Source organism: Devosia naphthalenivorans, assembly GCF_003056355.1.
Taxonomy (GTDB): Bacteria; Pseudomonadota; Alphaproteobacteria; order Rhizobiales; family Devosiaceae; genus Devosia; species Devosia naphthalenivorans.
In genome coordinates, this window is sequence record NZ_PYVW01000001.1 from 418,204 (window position 1) to 435,885 (window position 17,682).

The following is a 17,682-nucleotide window of genomic DNA, read 5'->3' on the forward strand; positions in this document are numbered from 1 at the left end:
GCCGCCGCGCTGAATATTCACCCATCTGCCCGCCGCGTGGCCCCTGATGCCCGGCGTCTCATTGCTGGAGAGCTTATATGCCTCAAATCCTGATGCCCGCGCTGTCGCCGACCATGGAGGAGGGCAAGCTCTCCAAATGGCTGGTCAAGATCGGTGATACCGTTTCGCCCGGCGATGTGCTGGCCGAAATCGAGACCGACAAGGCGACCATGGAAGTGGAAGCGGTCGATGGCGGCACCGTCAAGGAGCTGATGATCGAAGAAGGCACCGAGGGCGTGAAAGTGAATACGCCTATCGCGCTGGTGCTGGGCGAAGGCGAGGAAGTGGGCGAGGGGAATCGTCCCGCGGCGCAGACCGGTTCGTCTGATCCGGAAGGCCAGTCGGCTGTGGCCGAAGCCGCGACCGTGCCCGCCGAGGCCAAGTCCTCTCCGGCAGCTGAAGCACCCAAGTTCACCGCGCAGAACGATCCCGACCTGCCCGAAGGCGTGGAAATGGTCGAGATGACTGTTCGGCAGGCCTTGAACGAGGCGATGGCCGAAGAGCTGCGCCGCGACAAGGACGTTTTCATCATGGGCGAGGAAGTTGCCCAGTATCAGGGCGCCTACAAGATCACCCAAAACCTGCTGGAAGAGTTCGGACCCGAGCGCGTTGTCGATACGCCGATCACCGAGCACGGCTTTGCGGGTTTGGCGGTTGGTGCGGCGTTTGCGGGGCTGAAGCCAATCGTTGAATTCATGACCTGGAACTTTGCCATGCAGGCGATCGACCAGATCATCAACTCGGCGGCCAAGCAGCTCTATATGTCGGGCGGGCAGGTGAAGGCACCCATGGTGTTCCGCGGCCCGAACGGTCCGGCAGCGCGCGTGGGTGCGCAGCACAGCCAGGATTTCTCGGCATGGTATTCCCATGTTCCGGGTCTCACGGTCATCGCGCCTTATAGCGCCGCTGATGCCAAGGGGTTGCTGAAGTCGGCGATCCGGTCGCCCAATCCGGTGGTGTTCCTCGAGAACGAGGTTCTCTATGGCTCCACAGGCCTTGTGCCCAAGATGGATGATTTCCTGCTACCGATCGGCAAGGCGCGCATTGCCCGCAAGGGTGCTGACGTGACCATCGTGTCGTTCTCGATGGGCATGCGTTACGCGACGCAGGCGACCGAGAAACTGGTGGCGGCTGGTGTCGATGTGGAACTGATCGATCTGCGCACGCTGCGTCCAATGGATAGCGACACGGTGATCGAGTCGGTCAAGAAGACCGGGCGCCTCGTGACCGTGGAAGAAGGCTGGCCGCAGGGCGGTATCGGGGCGGAGCTTTCGGCGCGCGTGATGGAGCAGGCGTTCGACTATCTCGATGCGCCAGTGATGCGCGTGGCCGGCAAGGATGTGCCGATGCCCTATGCTGCCAACCTTGAAAAGCTGGCGCTGCCGAACGTCGATGAAGTGGTGGCAGCGGTCAACGCCGTCACCTACCGCTCGTAAGGAGATCTGGGATGCCGATCAATATCACCATGCCGGCGCTCTCTCCGACGATGGAAGAGGGCAAGCTCGCCAAGTGGCACGTCAAGGAGGGCGACAGCGTCTCCTCGGGTGACGTGATCGCCGAGATCGAAACCGACAAGGCCACGATGGAAGTCGAGGCCGTGGATGAGGGCAAGATCGGCAAGATCATGGTTGCCGAGGGTAGCGAGGGTGTAAAGGTCAACGCCGTCATCGCCGTGCTGCTGCAGGAAGGCGAAAGCGCCGATGCAGCTGCAGCTCCTGCGCCAGCGGCTGAGGCACCCAAGGCCGCGGAAGTGCCGAAGGCTGATGCTGGTACGCTGATGCGCGACAAGGATACGCCGAGCAATGCGACGGCGCCGGTTGCCAACAGCAATACCGGAACAAGCGCGCCATCTGCGGCTGCTCCGGCCAGCAAGCCGGAGGGAGGCAAGGTCTTCGCTTCGCCGTTGGCACGTCGCTTGGCCAAGGAAGCCGGGATCGACGTTTCGGCGATCAGCGGTTCGGGTCCCAAGGGGCGCGTGGTGAAATCGGACGTGGAAGCGGCCAAGTCCGGCAAGACGCCGCTTAAGGCTGCGGCTTCTGCTGCGGGGGCGCCGGCTGGCGGTGGTGCCGCGCCTATGGGCATGACCAAGGCGCAGGTCCTGGCGCTTTATCCGGAAGGCTCATACGAGCTCGTGCCCAACGACAGCATGCGCAAGGTCGTGGCGCAGCGCCTCACCGAATCCAAGCAGACGGTGCCACATTTCTATCTGACGCTGGATTGCAAGATCGATGCGCTGATGGCGGCGCGCGAGCAGATCAACAACTCTGCGCCGAAGGGCAAGGACGGCAAGCCGGGCTATAAGCTCTCGGTCAATGACTTCGTGATGAAGGCGTGGGCTGTTGCGCTGCAGCGGGTTCCGGCGGCGAATGCGACCTGGGCGGTCGACTCTATCCTCTACCACAAGCGCAGCGACGTGGCGGTTGCCGTGGCCGTGCCGGGCGGATTGTTCACCCCGGTGGTGAAGTCCTGCGATACCAAGACGCTTCGGGAAATTTCCGAAGAGGTCAAGGACCTCGCGACCCGTGCCCGCAACAAGAAGCTGGCGCCGCATGAATATCAGGGTGGTGCTTCGTCGGTTTCCAACCTGGGCATGTTCGGTATCAAGGAGTTCGGCGCCGTCATCAATCCGCCGCATGGCACGATCCTGGCGGTCGGCGTTGGCGAGGAGCGGGTCTATGCGGAAAAGGGCGAGATCAAGATCGGCCAGTTCATGACCTGCACCCTCAGCTGCGACCATCGCTCCGTCGATGGCGCGCTGGGCGCCGAAGTGCTCGGCGTGTTCAAGGACCTGATCGAAAACCCGGTCATGATGCTTGCGTAGGGGCAAAACGGCATGAAAACCATTCTTGCCTATGGCGATAGCCTGACGTTTGGGGCTAATCCGCAGCCGAATGGGCAGCGGCATGCGTTTGAGGATCGGTGGCCGACGGCGCTGGAGAGTGCGATTGGTGGCAAGGCTCGGGTGATTGCCGAGGGGCTTGGCGGTCGCACTACGGTGTTCGATGACTTTTCGAATGTTGCGGACCGCAATGGGGCGCGGGTGTTGCCGACTTTGCTCGAGAGCCACAAGCCGCTCGACCTCGTCATCATCATGCTGGGCACCAATGACCTCAAGGTCTATCTCAATGGTACGGCGTTCGGCGCGGCCATGGGGGTCAAGCGGCTGGTGCAGATCGTGCGGACGCATCCTTATGATGCGGGCACGGCCATTCCGCAGGTGATCGTCGTGGCGCCGCCGCTGACGGTGGAGACCGACCATGTCGATCTACACCCGATGTTCGCGCCGCGCGCTGACGAAGCCAAGCTGTTCGATTTTTACTATAGCCGCGTCGCCAACGAACTTGGCGTGGGGTATTTCAACGCCGCAAGCGTGGCCGTTGCCGACCGCGCCGACGGCGTTCATCTCGATCCGGCAAATACCCGCGCCATAGGCGAGGGACTTGCTCCGCTCGTTACACAAATGCTGGGTCTGTGACCCGACTAGACCATTCTGGAGGCCCAAATGGCTGACCAATACGACCTTCTCGTGATCGGCGCCGGCCCTGGTGGCTATGTTGCTGCCATTCGTGGTGCGCAACTGGGCATGAAGGTGGGCATTATCGAGCGCGAGCATATGGCTGGCATCTGCTCGAACTGGGGCTGCATCCCGACCAAGGCGCTGCTGCGCTCGGCCGAGGTCTATGGGCATATGAGCCACGCCAAGGATTACGGGCTGACGGCCGAGAAGTTCGGCTTCCACATCGATGGTGTCGTCAAGCGTTCGCGCGCTATTGCAGCGCAGATGAACAATGGCGTGCAGTTCCTGATGAAGAAGAACAAGGTCGACATCATCTGGGGCGAAGCCGTTATCACGAAGCCGGGTGAAGTGCGGGTTGCGCCCACCAAGAAGCCGATCGTGCAGCCGCAGGGACCAGTGCCGAAGAATGCGCTGGGCGAGGGGACCTACAAAGCCAAGAACATCATTATCGCGACCGGTGCGCGGCCGCGCGTGTTGCCGGGGATCGAGCCCGATGGCGACAAGATCTGGACCTATTTCGAGGCGATGAAGCCGGCCGCCATGCCGAAATCGCTGGTGGTGATGGGGTCGGGCGCGATTGGCGTTGAGTTTGCGTCGTTCTATCGCTCGATGGGCGCCGAGGTGACCATCATCGAGCTTTTGCCGCAGATCATGCCGGTCGAGGATGCGGAGATTGCCGGTCTGGCCCGCAAGCGGCTGGAGAAGCGTGGGATCAAGATCCTGACCGATGCGAAGGTCGCCAAAGTGGAAAAGACCGCCGATGGTGTCACGGCGCATGTGGAGCTCAAGGACGGCTCCAAGCAGCAGATTTCGGGCGAGAAGCTTATTTCGGCCGTTGGCGTGCAGTGCAACATTGAGAACCTCGGTCTTGAAACCGTGGGCGTTAAGACGGAACGCGGCGCGATCGTGATCGACCACTATGGCAAGACCAGTGTGGATGGCATCTGGGCGATTGGTGATGTGGCCGGTCCGCCGATGCTGGCGCACAAGGCCGAGCATGAGGCGGTGATTACCGTCGAAAAGATTGCTGGGCTGAATGTCCACGGTTTGGATAAGACCAAGGTGCCGGGTTGCACCTATTGCGAGCCGCAGGTGGCGAGCGTTGGGCTGACCGAAGCCAAGGCCAAGGAAGCTGGGCGCGAAATCAAAGTTGGGCGGTTCCCGTTCGTGGGCAATGGCAAGGCCATTGCGCTGGGCGAGCCCGATGGTTTGGTGAAGACGATCTTCGACGCAAAGACCGGTGAACTTCTGGGCGCGCATATGGTTGGTGCCGAGGTGACCGAGCTGATCCAGGGGTTCGTGATCGCGATGAACCTCGAGACGACCGAGGAAGAGCTGATCCACACTATTTTCCCGCATCCGACATTGAGTGAAGCGATGAAGGAAAGTGTGCTGGACGCTTATGGACGTGCGTTGAATATCTGACATCCTGCCACGGCCTCGTCCTCGACAGGCCCGAGATGAGGTCTACTGGAATTGGGGAGCCCTCATGGTGAGCTTGTCGAACCACGAGGGCGCGCCCCGAACGCAAAGGAGTTATCCACATGGTCAAGGCAATCCAGATCGGGCTCGGACATTGGGGATTCAGCTGGTCCAAGGAGGTTATCCCCAAAGTTCCCAATGTCGAGATGGTCGCTTATGTGGACTCCAGTCCGGAGGCCACGGAGCGGGTTCGAAACGAGCTCAACGTTCCCGAGAACCTGCTGTTCACGAGCCTCGATGAAGCCGCAAAAGCGGGTAAGGCGGAACTGGCCATCTGCACCTTGCGGACCGAAGCGCATTATCCGGTGGTCAAGCGGTGCCTGGAACTTGGCCTCAGTGTCATTGTGGAAAAGCCATTTGCATCGACAATCGAGCAAGGCAAGGAACTGGTTGAGCTGGCCAAGGCCAATGGCCGGGTGCTGATGGTGAGCCAGAACTACCGGTTCCAACCGGCGCCGATCGCGGCGGCCGAGCTCATCGGCGCACAGAAGTTCGGCCCGGTGAATTTAGTGTCCATCGACTTCCGCCGTCACGCGCCGAGCCAGGGGTATCGGTATTGGGACATGCCCGATCCGCTTCTGGCGGATATGTCGATCCACCATTTCGACCTGATGCGAATGGTTTTGGGGGATAATGCCAAGCGCGTTTCCTGTCGCACATGGAATCCGCCCGCCAGCCCGTTCGGTCATCATCCAATCGGGGTCGCGACGCTTGAGTTCGAAAAGGGAACCATTGTTTCCTATCGCGGTAGCTGGATGAGCAGCGGTCCGGTGACCCCTTGGGCCGGCGAGTGGACGATGGACTGTTCGGAAGGGCAGATCATCTGGACTTCACGCGATCACTTCATGGGAAAGGCCGGTCCGGATCGGCTGAGCCTTCGGCCACTGGATGGCGAAACGACGCCTGCGGAACTGGAGCCGCTGCAATTTAGCGACCGGGTGGGAACATTGGCTGCGATTGCCCGTGTCATCGAAACCGGGACGATGCCGGCGCGGTTCAGTTCGGGCGAGGACAATCTGCATTCCCTTGCCCTGGTGCAGGCGACGATTCTCTCGGCCTCTCGCGGTGGCGATTGGGTGGAGATCGCCGAAGTATTGCAATAGTTTGAAGAAGGCCGGGTTGAACCGGCTGCGTTTGGGAGCGATATAGCGGGCACACTGCCCAGTCAGGACCAAAATTGGTTACGCTCATCGACAATTCGGCGCTCAAGCCGCGCCACCCCGAAAAAGCCAACCGGCCGGACAGCGTCGTGCTGCGCAAGCCGGACTGGATCCGCGTCAAGGCGCCGGGCTCCCCGGTCTACAAGGAAACCCAGCAGATTGTGCGTGAGCATGGGCTGGTGACCGTGTGCGAGGAGGCGGGCTGCCCCAATATCGGGGAGTGCTGGAGCAAGAAGCACGCGACCATGATGATCATGGGCGAGATCTGCACGCGCGCCTGCGCCTTCTGCAATGTGCGCACCGGCATGCCTGGACCACTGGACCCGAGCGAACCCGAAAAGGTGGCGTTGGCAGTCCAGAAGCTTGGCCTTGAGCATGTGGTGATTACCTCGGTCGACCGGGACGATCTGGCCGATGGTGGCGCGCAGCATTTTGCCGATGTGATCCTGGCGATCCGCGCGCGCAATCCCAAGACCACCATCGAAATTCTGACGCCGGACTTCCTGCGCAAGGAAGGCGCGCTGGAAATCGTGGTGGCCGCTAAGCCGGATGTGTTCAACCACAATCTGGAAACGGTGCCGTCAAAATACCTCAAGGTGCGCCCTGGTGCGCGGTACTTCCATTCGATCCGATTGCTGCAAAAGGTGAAGGAACTCGATCCGACCATGTTCACCAAGTCGGGGATTATGGTGGGCCTGGGCGAAGAGCGGAACGAAGTGCTGCAGTTGATGGACGATCTGCGTTCTGCCGATGTGGATTTTCTCACCATCGGGCAATATCTGCAGCCGACCAAGAAGCATTACCCGCTGCAGCGTTTCGTGACGCCGGACGAGTTCAAGTCCTTTGCGACGGTTGCGACGGCTAAGGGGTTCTCACTGGTGTCTTCGAGCCCGCTGACGCGGTCCTCGCACCATGCGGGTGAGGATTTTGCTGCGCTCAGGGCCGCGCGCATGGCAAAGCTGGGGCATTAGGATAGTTGCCGGTCCAGCCTACATCCAGTAGGCCTCATCCTGAGCCTGTCGAAGGACGAGGCATCCTTCGCGTTCCAGGCCTCGTGGTTCGACAGGCTCACCATGAGGCCTCCCCTGTACTGAAAGCCAGATGAAGCGTTTTTTTGAGCGGCACGTGCCGCACCTGCCGCAGCGCATGTTCGAGATCGTCGCCGATCTGCGCGATTACCCACGCTTTATTCCCAACTGCAAGGCGATGGATGTGCGCCCCGACCCGGCGGCGGGGGACGCCAATGTCGTGCTGGCCAAGATGACACTGTTTTTTGGGCCGATCACGCAGTCCTATACCAGCCGCGTGACCACTGACCCGGTGGCGCTGACCATTCGCGCCAAGGCGGTGGATGGGCCATTCGCCTATCTCGACAGCGTGTGGAGCTTTGAGCCGGAGGGGCAGGGCACGCGGGTGAAGTTCGAGATCGATTTCAAGATTTCAAACGTGTTCATCGCCGCTGTGGCGGAACCCGCCTTCGCGGCGAAGCAGGAAGAGATCATGCGGGCGTTTTGCGAGGAAGCGGATCGGCGGTTCGGGGACTGAGGGATTGTGCTAGGCCCTCGTGGTTCGAGGCTCGTGAAGAACTCGCACCTCACAATGAGGGCTACTTTGAACTCGGCGTACCAGTAGCCCTCATGGTGAGGTGCGCTGCTTTAGCGAGCCTCGAACCACGAGGGTGTGGCACCAGCCACTTAGTCCTGGTCGCTCGTCAGTACCTGTAGCACCAAGTCCAGTGCCGCGCCGACGCTGGCTTTGCGGATGCCGTCGCGGCCGAGGTCACCGAATTTGTGTTCGATGACGACGGTGGCGAGTTCCGATGATACCGCGACATAGACGAGGCCAACGGGCTTTTTCTCGCTTCCGCCATCGGGGCCGGCAATGCCGGTGACGGCCACGGCATAGTCTGCCCGCGCAGTATTGCGCGCGCCATCCGCCATGGCGCGGGCCACCTGGTTGCTGACGGCGCCGTAGTCGCGGATGAGACGTGCCTGGACGTGGATCATGCGGGATTTGGCGGTGTTGGCATAGGTGACGTAGCCGCCGTAGAAGGCGGCGGATGAACCGGGAATGTCGGTCAATGCCGCGGCGATCATGCCGCCGGTACAGCTTTCAGCCGTAACGATGGTCTTGTTGGCTGCTGCCAGAACGTCGATGATCTGCTTGCCCGTGCTGGGCGATTTTGCCGGGGCGGCCATCAGTCGCCCCTCGGCATTTCGATGCTTGCGCTCGCCATTGCTACCATGCCTTCCTCCCGCCCGATAAACCCGAGTTGCTCGTTGGTGGTTGCCTTGATTGCGATACGTGAGATCGCAATTCCAAGTGTTTGAGCAATCACTTCGCGCATAGCCGGTACGTGCGGGACGATCCTCGGCGCTTCGCAGACGATTGTCACGTCGAGATTGACGATGCGTCCACCGGCTTTTGCAACGAGTTCACCGGCGTGCTTGAGGAATACGACGGAGGCAACGCCCTTCCACTGCATGTCGGAGGGGGGGAAGTGGACGCCGATATCGCCTTCGCCAATCGCGCCAAGGATAGCGTCGGTCAGCGCGTGGAGAGCAACGTCGGCATCGGAATGGCCCTTGAGCCTGGCGTGGTGAGGGATTTTGACCCCGCCCAGCCAGACGGCGTCGCCCGGCTCGAACTGATGCACGTCAAAGCCAGTGCCAATGCGGGTTTCCACAGGGTTATCTCCATGAATGATCCGCTCGGCGCGGGCAAAGTCGTCGGGGTGGGTGATCTTGATGTTGTTGCGGTCGCCGGGCACCAGCGCGACACTGAGACCTGCCCATTCGGCGATCTCGGCGTCGTCGGTGAACGGGCGGCGAATGGTGGTCGCGCGCATATGGGCGGAGAAGATCGGGCTGAAGCGGAAGCCTTGGGGCGTTTGGGCGGCGGCGAGTTGGCTGCGATCTTCGGTGGTGGCGACCAGTTGGCCATCGAGCGTGCGCTTTATGGTGTCGGTGACGGGGAGCGCGGGCAGGGCACCTTCGTGTTGGTCGAGTGCTGTAATGACGTTGTCGATGAGCGCAGGGGTGACGAAGGGCCGGGCGGCATCCTGGATGAGGACGAGGTCAGGGCGTAGCGGCGCCAGGGTCTTGAGGCCTTCCAGCACGGAGGCTTGCCTTGTGGGGCCGCCGATGACGCGCGACATCAGGTTTGGATGGGCGAGATCGAGGGCGGCGTAGCGTTCGGCGTGATCGGGGTGGATGACGACCAGCACCTGACTAACTGCTGGATGCTCGAGGAACGCCTGCGCCGTCCGGGAAAGTACCGGAACGCCCGCGACAAGCCGGTATTGCTTGGGATCAGGCACGCCATCGGTGCTGACGCGTTCGCCCTTGCCGGCGGCGACGATGATGACGGCGATGGATTTCTGACGCATGGGAGGCACAACACTCAAGACTTGAAACCGTCACAACTCCGTGGTCTAGCGCCCGCTCCGGCATGCGGCAAGTGCAGGGCTGCTGAAGCATGTTTGCCGCAGCCAAGCCTGTTGCACTGCGCACGGTTTTGACTATTATGCAGGCACTATTTTGGTCGTGATCATTTCTGGGGCAATTAGTGGCTTATAGTGCCTGCAAGTTGAGCATCGGCGGCCATGAGGTGCGCAACAATGCTTTTCTGGCGCCGATGGCGGGGATAACCGACCGCCCTTTCCGCAGAATCGCTGAGCGGTTTGGCGCGGGAATGGTCGTTTCAGAGATGATCGCCAGCAGCGCGCTCAATGCGGGCAACCAGGACATGCTGCGCCGGCTGGGCAAACCGGACAGCCTGCCGCATATGGTGCAACTGGCCGGCTGCGAGGCCGAGTGGATGGCCAAGGGCGCCAAAATCGCCCACGACGCTGGCGCCGATATCATTGACATCAATTTCGGCTGCCCTTCCAAGCGCGTGACCAACGGCTTCGCCGGTTCGGCGCTGATGCGCGTGCCGGATCATGCGATGACGCTGATCGACGCGGTAGTCGCGGCAACGCCGCTGCCGGTGACGGTCAAGATGCGGCTCGGCTGGGATGATGAAAGCCTCAACGCACCGGAGATGGCGCGGCGGGCAGTTGATGCCGGCGCCAGGATGATCACCGTGCATGGGCGGACGCGGCAGCAGTTCTACAAGGGGCAGGCGCGCTGGGAGCTGGTGCGCGCCGTGGTCGAGGCCGTGGACGTTCCGGTTGTGGTCAATGGCGACATCGTGGACCTGGAAAGTGCCCGTGAGGCGCTGGAACAATCGGGCGCTGCGGCGGTGATGCTGGGGCGCGGGGCGCAGGGCAGGCCTTGGGCGGTTTCGCAGATCGGGGCAGGGCTGGCCGGTGAAGCGGGGCCCGAGGCGCCAACGGGTGACGAATTGGTGGCGCTCATCATCGAGCAATATGAGGGCATGTTGACCGACTATGGCACGGCGGTCGGGCTGCGGGCCGCCCGCAAGCATCTCGACTGGTATGCCGAAGCGGCGGGCTTGGCCCTCGACAAGCCGACGCGGGCTGCTCTGCTCAATAATGAAACTCCAGCCGAGGTGATCGCCATGATCAGTGCAAGTTTCTCCGGCGGCTGGAAAGCGGCAGCATGAGCGCCGTTCCGGTCACAGCCCCCGAGCCGATCCCCTCCACCGCCGTACTGCAGGCTCTGCCGCAGCCGATCATCGTTTGTGCCGAAGACCGACAGATCGTTTTCGTGAACTATGCGGCCGAGGCGTTTTTCGGCGCCTCACTAAGCATGCTGACACGCCAGAAACTCGACGATCTGATCGCCTTCGGTTCGCCGATTATTTCGCTGGTGGAAACCGTGGCGTTGCGGCGCGCGCCGATGACAGAATATCGCGTGCGGGTGGGTTCGTCGCGCTTTGGCGATGAGCGGATCGCCGATGTATTCGCCAGCCCCTTGTCGGACAGCGACGGCCGCATTGCGCTTTTGATGCAGGAGCGCACCATGGCCGACAAGATCGACCGGCAGATGGTTTCGCGTGGCGCGGCGCGATCGGTGACGGGCCTTGCTGCCATGCTGGCCCACGAAATCAAGAATCCGCTGTCCGGTATTCGCGGTGCGGCGCAACTGCTGGAGCAAACGGTCGACAGTGATGAAATTCCACTGGCTCGGCTGATCCGCGAGGAAACCGACCGTATCGTCCATCTGATCGACCGGGTTGAAGTGTTCGGTGACGAGCGCCCGATGGAGCGCGAGCCGATCAATATTCATGTGGTGCTCGATCGGGTTAAGCTCTTGGCGCGCAATGGCGTGGCGCAGGGTATCGCCTTCTCGGAAGAGTACGATCCTTCACTGCCGCCGGTCTATGGGAACCGCGACCAGTTGATTCAGGTGTTCCTGAACCTTGTCAAGAACGCGTCGGAAGCCCTTGAGCGGACGCAGAAACCTGAGATCAAGATTTCGACCGCATTCCGCCCGGGTATCCGCATCAGCGTCACCGGGGTGTCGGAACGCATTTCGCTGCCGCTCGAAATTGTCATCGAGGACAATGGGCCAGGTGTGCCGCCCGATATCATGCCGTTCCTGTTCGACCCGTTCGTCACGACCAAAATGCACGGCTCGGGCCTGGGCCTGCCGCTCGTGGCCAAGATCGTTGGCGATCATGGCGGGGTGATCGATTGCGAGAGCCGGTCGGGCCGTACAAAGTTCAGAATTCTTCTCCCCATTGCGAGCGGGGCTTTCCAAATGCCGTTTGAAGAGGAAGTGGCAAAATGAGCCATGTCGTCCTGCTCGCCGATGACGATGCAGCCATTCGCATGGTGCTCAACCAGGCGTTGACCCGCGCTGGCTACGAGGTGCGGCCGACCGGCAATATCTCGACCATGTGGAATTGGGTAAGCCGGGGTGAAGGCGATATCCTGATCACCGATGTCGCCATGCCCGACGGCAATGCCTTCGAGGTGATGCCCAAGATCAAGAAATTGCGGCCGGATCTGCCGATGATTGTGATGAGTGCGCAGAACACTTTCATGACGGCCATCCGGGCGTCGGAAGTGGGCGCCTATGAATATCTGCCCAAGCCGTTCGATATCACCGAGGTGCTGTCCGTGGTGGCGCGGGCGCTGGCGGACGCCAAGAAGCCTACCGCTGCTGAACGCAAGGCGGAAGAGCCGGGCGAGACCATGCCGCTGGTGGGCCGCTCGACCGCCATGCAGGATATTTATCGTGCGCTGGCACGGCTGATGCAGACCGATTTGACGGTGATGATTACCGGCGAGAGCGGCACCGGCAAAGAACTGGTAGCACGGGCGCTGCATGATTTCGGCAAGCGCCGGAACGGGCCGTTCGTAGCGATCAACATGGCGGCCATTCCGCGTGATCTGATCGAGGCCGAACTGTTCGGTCACGAAAAGGGGGCTTTTACCGGCGCCAATACGCGCTCGTCGGGCCGCTTCGAGCAGGCCGAGGGCGGTACGCTGTTTCTCGACGAAATCGGCGACATGCCGATGGATGCCCAGACACGATTGCTGCGCGTGTTGCAGGAGGGCGAGTATACGATGGTCGGGGGGCGGACCTCGATCAAGACCAATGTGCGTATTGTCGCCGCCACGCACCGAGACCTCAGCCAGATGATCCGGCAGGGTCTGTTTCGCGAGGACTTGTATTACCGCCTAAACGTGGTGCCTATCCGCTTGCCACCGTTGCGCGAGCGTGTGGACGATGTCGGCGATCTGGCCACGCACTTTCTCAAGAGTGCTCAGCGGGAAGGGGAGCCGATAAAGTCGATCTCGCCCGAAGCGATCCGACTGATGCAGAACTATTCCTGGCCCGGCAATGTGCGGGAACTGGAGAATCTCGTTCGACGTCTTTCGGCGCTCTATGCGGATGAGTCGATCTCGGCGGAAATAGTACAGAACGAGCTCAACATGGTTGACCGCCAGGCAGCGCCAAGCGCCACTGGACCGATGGATGTTTCCATGGCCGTGGAGACCCATGTGGGACAGGTGTTGCGGGAGTTCGAGCCTAACCTTCCGCCCGCGGGGCTCTACCAGCGCGTGATCGACAAGGTTGAGGCGCCGCTGATTGCCATGGCGCTCAATGCCTGTGGCGGCAATCAGATTAAGGCCGCGGATTTGCTGGGGCTGAACAGGAATACGCTGCGCAAGAAGATCCGGACCCATAGTATCGAGATCGTGAAGCATAGCCGGCGGGGGTGAGGATCGCCTCACCGACCGAAATGTATCGCAGCCCTGTCAGCAACTTCGTCGCCAGCTTACTGGGCTCGTGCGGATATCGGTTGTGGTGATCATTCTCTTGGCCTCGTTGGCGATGCGTCGGCTGCCAAGAGCGCTGCCGTTGAGGCATTTGGAGGTCGAAGGGCAGGGGCCGGCATGGCGGTATGGGAGGCCGCCTAAGCTCCAAGTTCGTTGATAGCCTTACGCATTGCCTGTTGTATACCGGGCTCGGTCAGGCCATGCCCGGCGCCCGCAATCGGGATTACTCGTGCCTCGGGCCAGAGTGCGGCCAAGGCGTAAGCGGTTTGCGGGGGGCAGAGCAGGTCATAGCGGCCCTGGATGATCCGGCCGCGGATGCCGCGCAGGTTGTTCGCCTGCCGCATCAACTGCCCCGGAGCGAGGAAGCACTCATGGGAAAAGTAATGGGCTTCCATGAATGGTGTGGAGGGAATTGGATCGGTGCCTTCCATCCGGGCTGCAAGGTCAAGCCGGTCCGAAGGCGGAGCGATCTGGGACAGGATGCGCTCTGCATCGTGCCAGGCCCAGGCCGCGGGGCGGTAAATGGACGGATCCGGATCGAGAATGCGGCGCCAATAGGCATCGAGCGGACAGGCTTGCTCAGCCGGATCGAGCAGGCCCAAAAAATCGGCATGGAGGCGCGGATAAAACCGCGGCATGGCGCCGAGAAAAGCCCATTCCAACTCTTCGCGCGTTCCGAGAAAGGTTGCCCGCAGCACTATCCCGCTCACGCGCTCCGGATGGGTCTGGGCATAGGCCAGCGCCAGCGTTGCGCCCCAGGAACCGCCAACCACGAGCCAGCGGTCGATCCTCAAGGCGGTTCGGATCGCTTCCATATCGGCGATCAGGTCGGTGGTGGCGTTCGCCACGCGCGAGCGGAAAGGCATGCTGCGGCCGCAGCCGCGCTGATCGAACAGCACGGCTCGAGAACGAGTCGGGTCGAACAATCGGCGATGTGCCGGCTGACAGCCGCTGCCGGGGCCGCCATGAAGGTAAACCACCGGCGTGCCGTCCGCGCGCCCGACGGTCTCGACATAGAGCCGGTGGCCGTCGCCTACCGCCAGCATCTGTGTAGTCAGCGGGGTGAGGGAGCCTGCTTCGTCCTCAGGCACCGTCGCTGGGCTCCGCTTCCAGCGTGCCGCCGGAGAAGTTGCGGTAGATGACGCGCTTGCTGCCACTTTCCGCTTCAGTCTGCGCCGTGTTGAAGATGGTCTGGTGCAGCGGGGAGAGCGAGCAGGCGGGATCGGTGTTGTCTGCCCGACCGGTCAGTGCGAAAGCCTGGCAGCGGCAGCCGCCGAAGTCGATCTCCTTGAAGGCGCAGCTTTGGCAGGGTTCCGGCATCCAATCGGTGCCGCGGTAGCGGTTGAAGGCATCCGAATTGTGCCAGATCCAGGCAATCGAGTGGTTTGAACGCACCGAGAGAAAATCAAGGTCGGTGATGGTTTCGGCCGCATGGCAGGGCAGCACCTTGCCCGCAGGCGTGATGTTGAAAAACTGCCGGCCCCAGCCGCCCATGCATTTCTTCGGGCGATCAGCATAGTAATCGGGGATGACGAAATCGATATCGAGGATGCCCTTGAGCCGAACGCGAGCGTTTTCGACGATATCGGTGGCGCGGTCGAGTTGATCCAGGGTTGGCATCAGCGCCGCCCGGTTCTTGAGGGCCCAGCCATAGTATTGGACATTGGCGACCTCGATCCGGTCGGCGTCCATCTCCACCGCCATGGCGATGATCGATTCGAGTTGATCCAGGTTCTGGCGGTGCATGACGGCATTGACCGTCAAGGGCAGTTCCAGCTCGCGCGCCCAACGCGCCACTTCGATCTTCTTGGCGTGCCCATTGCGGAACCCACCGACGCGATCGGCCAAGCTCGCCTCGCTGCCCTGAAAGCTGATCTGGATGTGAGCGAGGCCTGCATCAGCGAGCGCTTCCAGCTTGTCCCGGTTAAGCAACACAGCCGAAGTGATAAGGTTGGTGTAGAGGTCGAGTTCGCTGGCGTGCCGGACGAGTTCGACGATGTCCTTGCGCGCGGTTGGCTCGCCACCCGAAAAGTGCACCTGCAGCACGCCGATTTCGGCCAGCTCGTTCAGCACGCGCTTCCATTCCTCGGTGGTCAGCTCATTGCTCGTCCGCTCCATCTCCACGGGGTTGGAGCAATAGGGGCACTGCAAGGGGCAGCGGTGGGTGAGTTCGAGCAGCACTGCCAGGGGAATCCCATACCGTGCAGCCACCGAGCCGTTGCTGCCTTCGAGCAGGGCCACGCCGTCCTGTGGATCGGCGCGCAGGCTGAGGCTATTTGGGTCCACCGTTGGGCTCATGGCTGTTTCCTTCCCTCGATCAGGAACCCCGAATCGGCCAGGTCCTGCAGCATCTCGATGACGTCTGCGCCAATACGCTCGGGTGGAGCGGCGTATTTCGCCGCCAGTATCTTGATCATTGCGGCGACGCTTTTTTCTCCGTCGCACAGCTGGAGAACTTCCACCGCTATGTCATCGGGTGCCATTACGCGCTCGGGCACCAACAGCACCCAGCGCCCACGCGTCTCGTCCAGCCGCAGCTTGGCCCCGCGCGCCAGCCGCGGCACACTTTCAAGCGATACAGCCATGCGACGCCTTGCGGCGGGTGCCGTCTCCATCAGCTTTGCTCCGGCACGAAGGCGCCGGGCGGAATGTGCCCGCTCACATAGGCATGATAGAGCGCGTCGAGTTGCACCCAGAGAACGTTGGTCTTGAAGATTAGCGCGTTGCACACGAGGCGCCTTTCCTCCGGCGTGCGGGCGTGGGCCTTGACGTAGTCGAGGGCAAAGTCTGCGTCGCGCGGGGCCTGCTCGAGCCGCCGGGAGAAGTAGCTCATTACGTCGGGATCGATGAAGTCGTAGTGCTCCAGCATCCCGGCAATGCGCTCCTGGTGCAGATTGGGCGCAAAGAGCTCGGTCAACGAGGACGCGATGGCTTCAAGGGGTGTGCGTTCGCGCACGAAGTGGACATAGGCTTCCACGGCAAATCGCGTGGCCGGGAGGATGCCTTCGGTGGAAGTCACATAGTCAGGGTTCAAGCCAAGGCCGGTGGTCAGCTTCAGCCAGCGCTCGATACCGCCTTCGCTCCCGAGGTCTCCATCATGATCGGCAATGCGGTGACGCCACTCGATGCGGGTTGCGCGGTCGTGGAACCGCGAGACCACCACCGCATCCTTGATCGGTATGGTGCTCTGATAATAGTAGCGGTTGAGCGACCAGGCCTGCACCTGCCCCTTGTTGAGCTTGCCGCCATGCAGCAGGTGATGAAATGGATGCAGGTTGTGATAGCGCGTTTCGCCAATATGCCGGAGCTGGACTTCCAACTGATCGGCGTTTTCCAGGGGCGTATCAGGAGCCAGTGACAGGGCCGTCATCGAACTCATAGGGTGATCTCCATGCCTTGGGCGGGAATGGTCCAGCCCGCAGCTTCCAAGGCCTGCCGCTCGGGCGAAGCCGGCTGCCAGGCAGGGTTGGAATTGTTGATGTGAAAGAAGAACTTGCGGCCGATCTTCGCCGTGCCGAGGGCGGCGATGGCGTCCTGCATGGTGATGTGGCCCATCCGCTGCCCGGTCTTTTGGCCAAGACCCTGCGCGATGAGTTCGTCATCCCGCCACAGGGTGCCATCAATGAAGAGGGCTTCGACCTCTTCCAACTTGGCCAATATGTTGTCGTCCAGCCGAGCGCAGGCCGGCAGGAACACCACGCTGCGCCCGCTTGCCCGGTCGGTGATCCTCAGTCCCAGTGTGTCACCGGGATCAGGGCCGTCATGATCCTCAAGGAACAAGGCAACCTTGCCTGGAGCCGCAAAGGGCGTGATGTCCAGCCCGGTTGAACTCCCATCCGGAAGGGCAGGGCTGAAGGTGATGCCAAGCGCCATCGGCAGGCGCGTGACGACCCCGGGCTTGAGCGCGTTGAAGATGGTATTCGCCGAAAGGATCGAGTGCACGCGAGGGTGGGCATGAAGCGCGAAGGGGGAGCCTTCGCGCAAGGTCAACAGCCCGGCGATCGCATCGATCTCGCCATTGGTGAGCAGCACCCCGGCAATGGGAGAGTGCCGCATCTGGCCAGCCTTGGGATGCAGGGCAGGGGTGGCCGCAATCTGCTGGCGGATATCGGGCGAAGCGTTGATCAGGAACCAGTGCTCACCGTCCGCGCTGACGGCGGCCGAAGCCTGATCGGCGCCCTTGGCCGCGTCGCTGCGCGCTGCCCGGCAATTGGCACAGCCGCAGTTCCACTGCGGAACGCCGCCACCTGCCGCGGCTCCAAGTATTACGATTTTTATCACGAGAA

General features: G+C 61.8%; 17 protein-coding genes. 10 read left to right on the forward strand and 7 right to left on the reverse strand.

The window, feature by feature from the left end:
* Positions 1-77: 77 nt before the first annotated feature.
* The 7 genes from C8264_RS02345 to C8264_RS02375 all read left to right on the forward strand — a co-directional run bounded on the left by C8264_RS02345 (position 78) and on the right by C8264_RS02375 (position 7,743).
* On the forward strand, positions 78-1,475 hold the full coding sequence (locus tag C8264_RS02345; protein WP_108459319.1) for a pyruvate dehydrogenase complex E1 component subunit beta: 1,398 nt from the start codon (positions 78-80) through the stop codon (positions 1,473-1,475).
* An 11-nt stretch (positions 1,476-1,486) separates the two neighbouring features.
* Positions 1,487-2,860: a pyruvate dehydrogenase complex dihydrolipoamide acetyltransferase gene (locus C8264_RS02350; RefSeq protein WP_108459320.1), complete on the forward strand. Its 1,374-nt coding sequence runs from the start codon at positions 1,487-1,489 to the stop codon at positions 2,858-2,860.
* 12 nt (positions 2,861-2,872) lie between these two features.
* On the forward strand, positions 2,873-3,514 hold the full coding sequence (locus tag C8264_RS02355; RefSeq protein ID WP_108459321.1) for an SGNH/GDSL hydrolase family protein: 642 nt from the start codon (positions 2,873-2,875) through the stop codon (positions 3,512-3,514).
* A gap of 27 nt (positions 3,515-3,541) precedes the next feature.
* Positions 3,542-4,981, forward strand: a complete 1,440-nt coding sequence (gene lpdA / locus C8264_RS02360) for a dihydrolipoyl dehydrogenase (RefSeq protein ID WP_108459322.1) — start codon at positions 3,542-3,544, stop codon at positions 4,979-4,981.
* A gap of 119 nt (positions 4,982-5,100) precedes the next feature.
* A complete protein-coding gene (locus tag C8264_RS02365) occupies positions 5,101-6,141 on the forward strand; it encodes a Gfo/Idh/MocA family protein (protein WP_108459323.1) in 1,041 nt (346 codons plus the stop codon).
* Between the two features lie 74 nt (positions 6,142-6,215).
* Positions 6,216-7,169 (forward strand): lipoyl synthase, encoded by a 954-nt coding sequence (gene lipA / locus C8264_RS02370; RefSeq protein WP_108459324.1) that lies wholly within the window; start codon positions 6,216-6,218, stop codon positions 7,167-7,169.
* A gap of 130 nt (positions 7,170-7,299) precedes the next feature.
* Complete coding sequence (locus C8264_RS02375; RefSeq protein ID WP_108459325.1) at positions 7,300-7,743, forward strand: type II toxin-antitoxin system RatA family toxin; 444 nt, start codon at positions 7,300-7,302, stop codon at positions 7,741-7,743.
* Between the two features lie 149 nt (positions 7,744-7,892).
* On the opposite strand, the gene C8264_RS02380 is transcribed toward C8264_RS02375, so the two are convergent.
* Both C8264_RS02380 and C8264_RS02385 read right to left on the reverse strand, forming a co-directional pair.
* Positions 7,893-8,396 carry a CinA family protein gene (locus tag C8264_RS02380; protein ID WP_108459326.1) on the reverse strand — a complete coding sequence of 168 codons (504 nt, stop codon included), beginning with the start codon at positions 8,394-8,396 and terminating at the stop codon, positions 7,893-7,895.
* The gene (locus tag C8264_RS02385; RefSeq protein WP_108459327.1) at positions 8,396-9,586 is read right to left on the reverse strand and encodes a bifunctional 2-C-methyl-D-erythritol 4-phosphate cytidylyltransferase/2-C-methyl-D-erythritol 2,4-cyclodiphosphate synthase; all 1,191 of its coding nucleotides are present in this window, start codon (positions 9,584-9,586) and stop codon (positions 8,396-8,398) included. The genes C8264_RS02380 and C8264_RS02385 overlap by 1 nt, the downstream gene beginning before the upstream one ends.
* Positions 9,587-9,765: 179 nt before the next feature.
* Between C8264_RS02385 and dusB the strand changes: the two genes are divergently transcribed.
* Genes dusB through ntrC form a run of 3 tightly spaced genes read left to right on the forward strand, consistent with a single transcriptional unit; the run spans position 9,766 to position 13,339 of the window.
* A complete protein-coding gene (gene dusB / locus C8264_RS02390; RefSeq protein WP_205245595.1) occupies positions 9,766-10,767 on the forward strand; it encodes a tRNA dihydrouridine synthase DusB in 1,002 nt (333 codons plus the stop codon).
* Positions 10,764-11,897 (forward strand): two-component system sensor histidine kinase NtrB, encoded by a 1,134-nt coding sequence (locus C8264_RS02395; protein ID WP_108459328.1) that lies wholly within the window; start codon positions 10,764-10,766, stop codon positions 11,895-11,897. Before dusB ends, C8264_RS02395 begins: the two co-directional genes overlap by 4 nt.
* Positions 11,894-13,339 carry a nitrogen regulation protein NR(I) gene (ntrC, locus tag C8264_RS02400; RefSeq protein WP_108459329.1) on the forward strand — a complete coding sequence of 482 codons (1,446 nt, stop codon included), beginning with the start codon at positions 11,894-11,896 and terminating at the stop codon, positions 13,337-13,339. The genes C8264_RS02395 and ntrC overlap by 4 nt, the downstream gene beginning before the upstream one ends.
* Before the next feature lie 194 nt (positions 13,340-13,533).
* On the opposite strand, the gene pip is transcribed toward ntrC, so the two are convergent.
* Genes pip through pqqB form a run of 5 tightly spaced genes read right to left on the reverse strand, consistent with a single transcriptional unit; the run spans position 13,534 to position 17,677 of the window.
* Positions 13,534-14,487 (reverse strand): prolyl aminopeptidase, encoded by a 954-nt coding sequence (pip, locus tag C8264_RS02405; protein WP_281261430.1) that lies wholly within the window; start codon positions 14,485-14,487, stop codon positions 13,534-13,536.
* The gene (pqqE, locus tag C8264_RS02410) at positions 14,480-15,694 is read right to left on the reverse strand and encodes a pyrroloquinoline quinone biosynthesis protein PqqE (protein ID WP_108459331.1); all 1,215 of its coding nucleotides are present in this window, start codon (positions 15,692-15,694) and stop codon (positions 14,480-14,482) included. The genes pip and pqqE overlap by 8 nt, the downstream gene beginning before the upstream one ends.
* Positions 15,691-16,011 (reverse strand): pyrroloquinoline quinone biosynthesis peptide chaperone PqqD, encoded by a 321-nt coding sequence (gene pqqD, locus C8264_RS02415; RefSeq protein WP_108459332.1) that lies wholly within the window; start codon positions 16,009-16,011, stop codon positions 15,691-15,693. Before pqqD ends, pqqE begins: the two co-directional genes overlap by 4 nt.
* Positions 16,011-16,775, reverse strand: coding sequence for a pyrroloquinoline-quinone synthase PqqC (pqqC, locus tag C8264_RS02420; protein WP_108459333.1), 765 nt, complete (start codon positions 16,773-16,775; stop codon positions 16,011-16,013). The genes pqqD and pqqC overlap by 1 nt, the downstream gene beginning before the upstream one ends.
* Positions 16,772-17,677 carry a pyrroloquinoline quinone biosynthesis protein PqqB gene (pqqB, locus tag C8264_RS02425; RefSeq protein ID WP_108459334.1) on the reverse strand — a complete coding sequence of 302 codons (906 nt, stop codon included), beginning with the start codon at positions 17,675-17,677 and terminating at the stop codon, positions 16,772-16,774. The genes pqqC and pqqB overlap by 4 nt, the downstream gene beginning before the upstream one ends.
* Positions 17,678-17,682: the final 5 nt, after the last annotated feature.

Bases quoted from the DNA above. Each gene is read 5' to 3' on its own strand.
- C8264_RS02385 (WP_108459327.1), bottom strand. From the start codon at position 9,586: ATGCGTCAGAAATCCATCGCCGTCATCATCGTCGCCGCCGGCAAGGGC.
- lpdA (WP_108459322.1), top strand. From the start codon at position 3,542: ATGGCTGACCAATACGACCTTCTCGTGATCGGCGCCGGCCCTGGTGGC.
- C8264_RS02345 (WP_108459319.1), top strand. From the start codon at position 78: ATGCCTCAAATCCTGATGCCCGCGCTGTCGCCGACCATGGAGGAGGGC.
- C8264_RS02395 (WP_108459328.1), top strand. From the start codon at position 10,764: ATGAGCGCCGTTCCGGTCACAGCCCCCGAGCCGATCCCCTCCACCGCC.
- pqqE (WP_108459331.1), bottom strand. From the start codon at position 15,694: ATGAGCCCAACGGTGGACCCAAATAGCCTCAGCCTGCGCGCCGATCCA.
- pqqD (WP_108459332.1), bottom strand. From the start codon at position 16,011: ATGGAGACGGCACCCGCCGCAAGGCGTCGCATGGCTGTATCGCTTGAA.
- ntrC (WP_108459329.1), top strand. From the start codon at position 11,894: ATGAGCCATGTCGTCCTGCTCGCCGATGACGATGCAGCCATTCGCATG.
- C8264_RS02355 (WP_108459321.1), top strand. From the start codon at position 2,873: ATGAAAACCATTCTTGCCTATGGCGATAGCCTGACGTTTGGGGCTAAT.
- C8264_RS02380 (WP_108459326.1), bottom strand. From the start codon at position 8,396: ATGGCCGCCCCGGCAAAATCGCCCAGCACGGGCAAGCAGATCATCGAC.
- C8264_RS02350 (WP_108459320.1), top strand. From the start codon at position 1,487: ATGCCGATCAATATCACCATGCCGGCGCTCTCTCCGACGATGGAAGAG.
- C8264_RS02365 (WP_108459323.1), top strand. From the start codon at position 5,101: ATGGTCAAGGCAATCCAGATCGGGCTCGGACATTGGGGATTCAGCTGG.
- C8264_RS02375 (WP_108459325.1), top strand. From the start codon at position 7,300: ATGAAGCGTTTTTTTGAGCGGCACGTGCCGCACCTGCCGCAGCGCATG.
- pqqC (WP_108459333.1), bottom strand. From the start codon at position 16,775: ATGAGTTCGATGACGGCCCTGTCACTGGCTCCTGATACGCCCCTGGAA.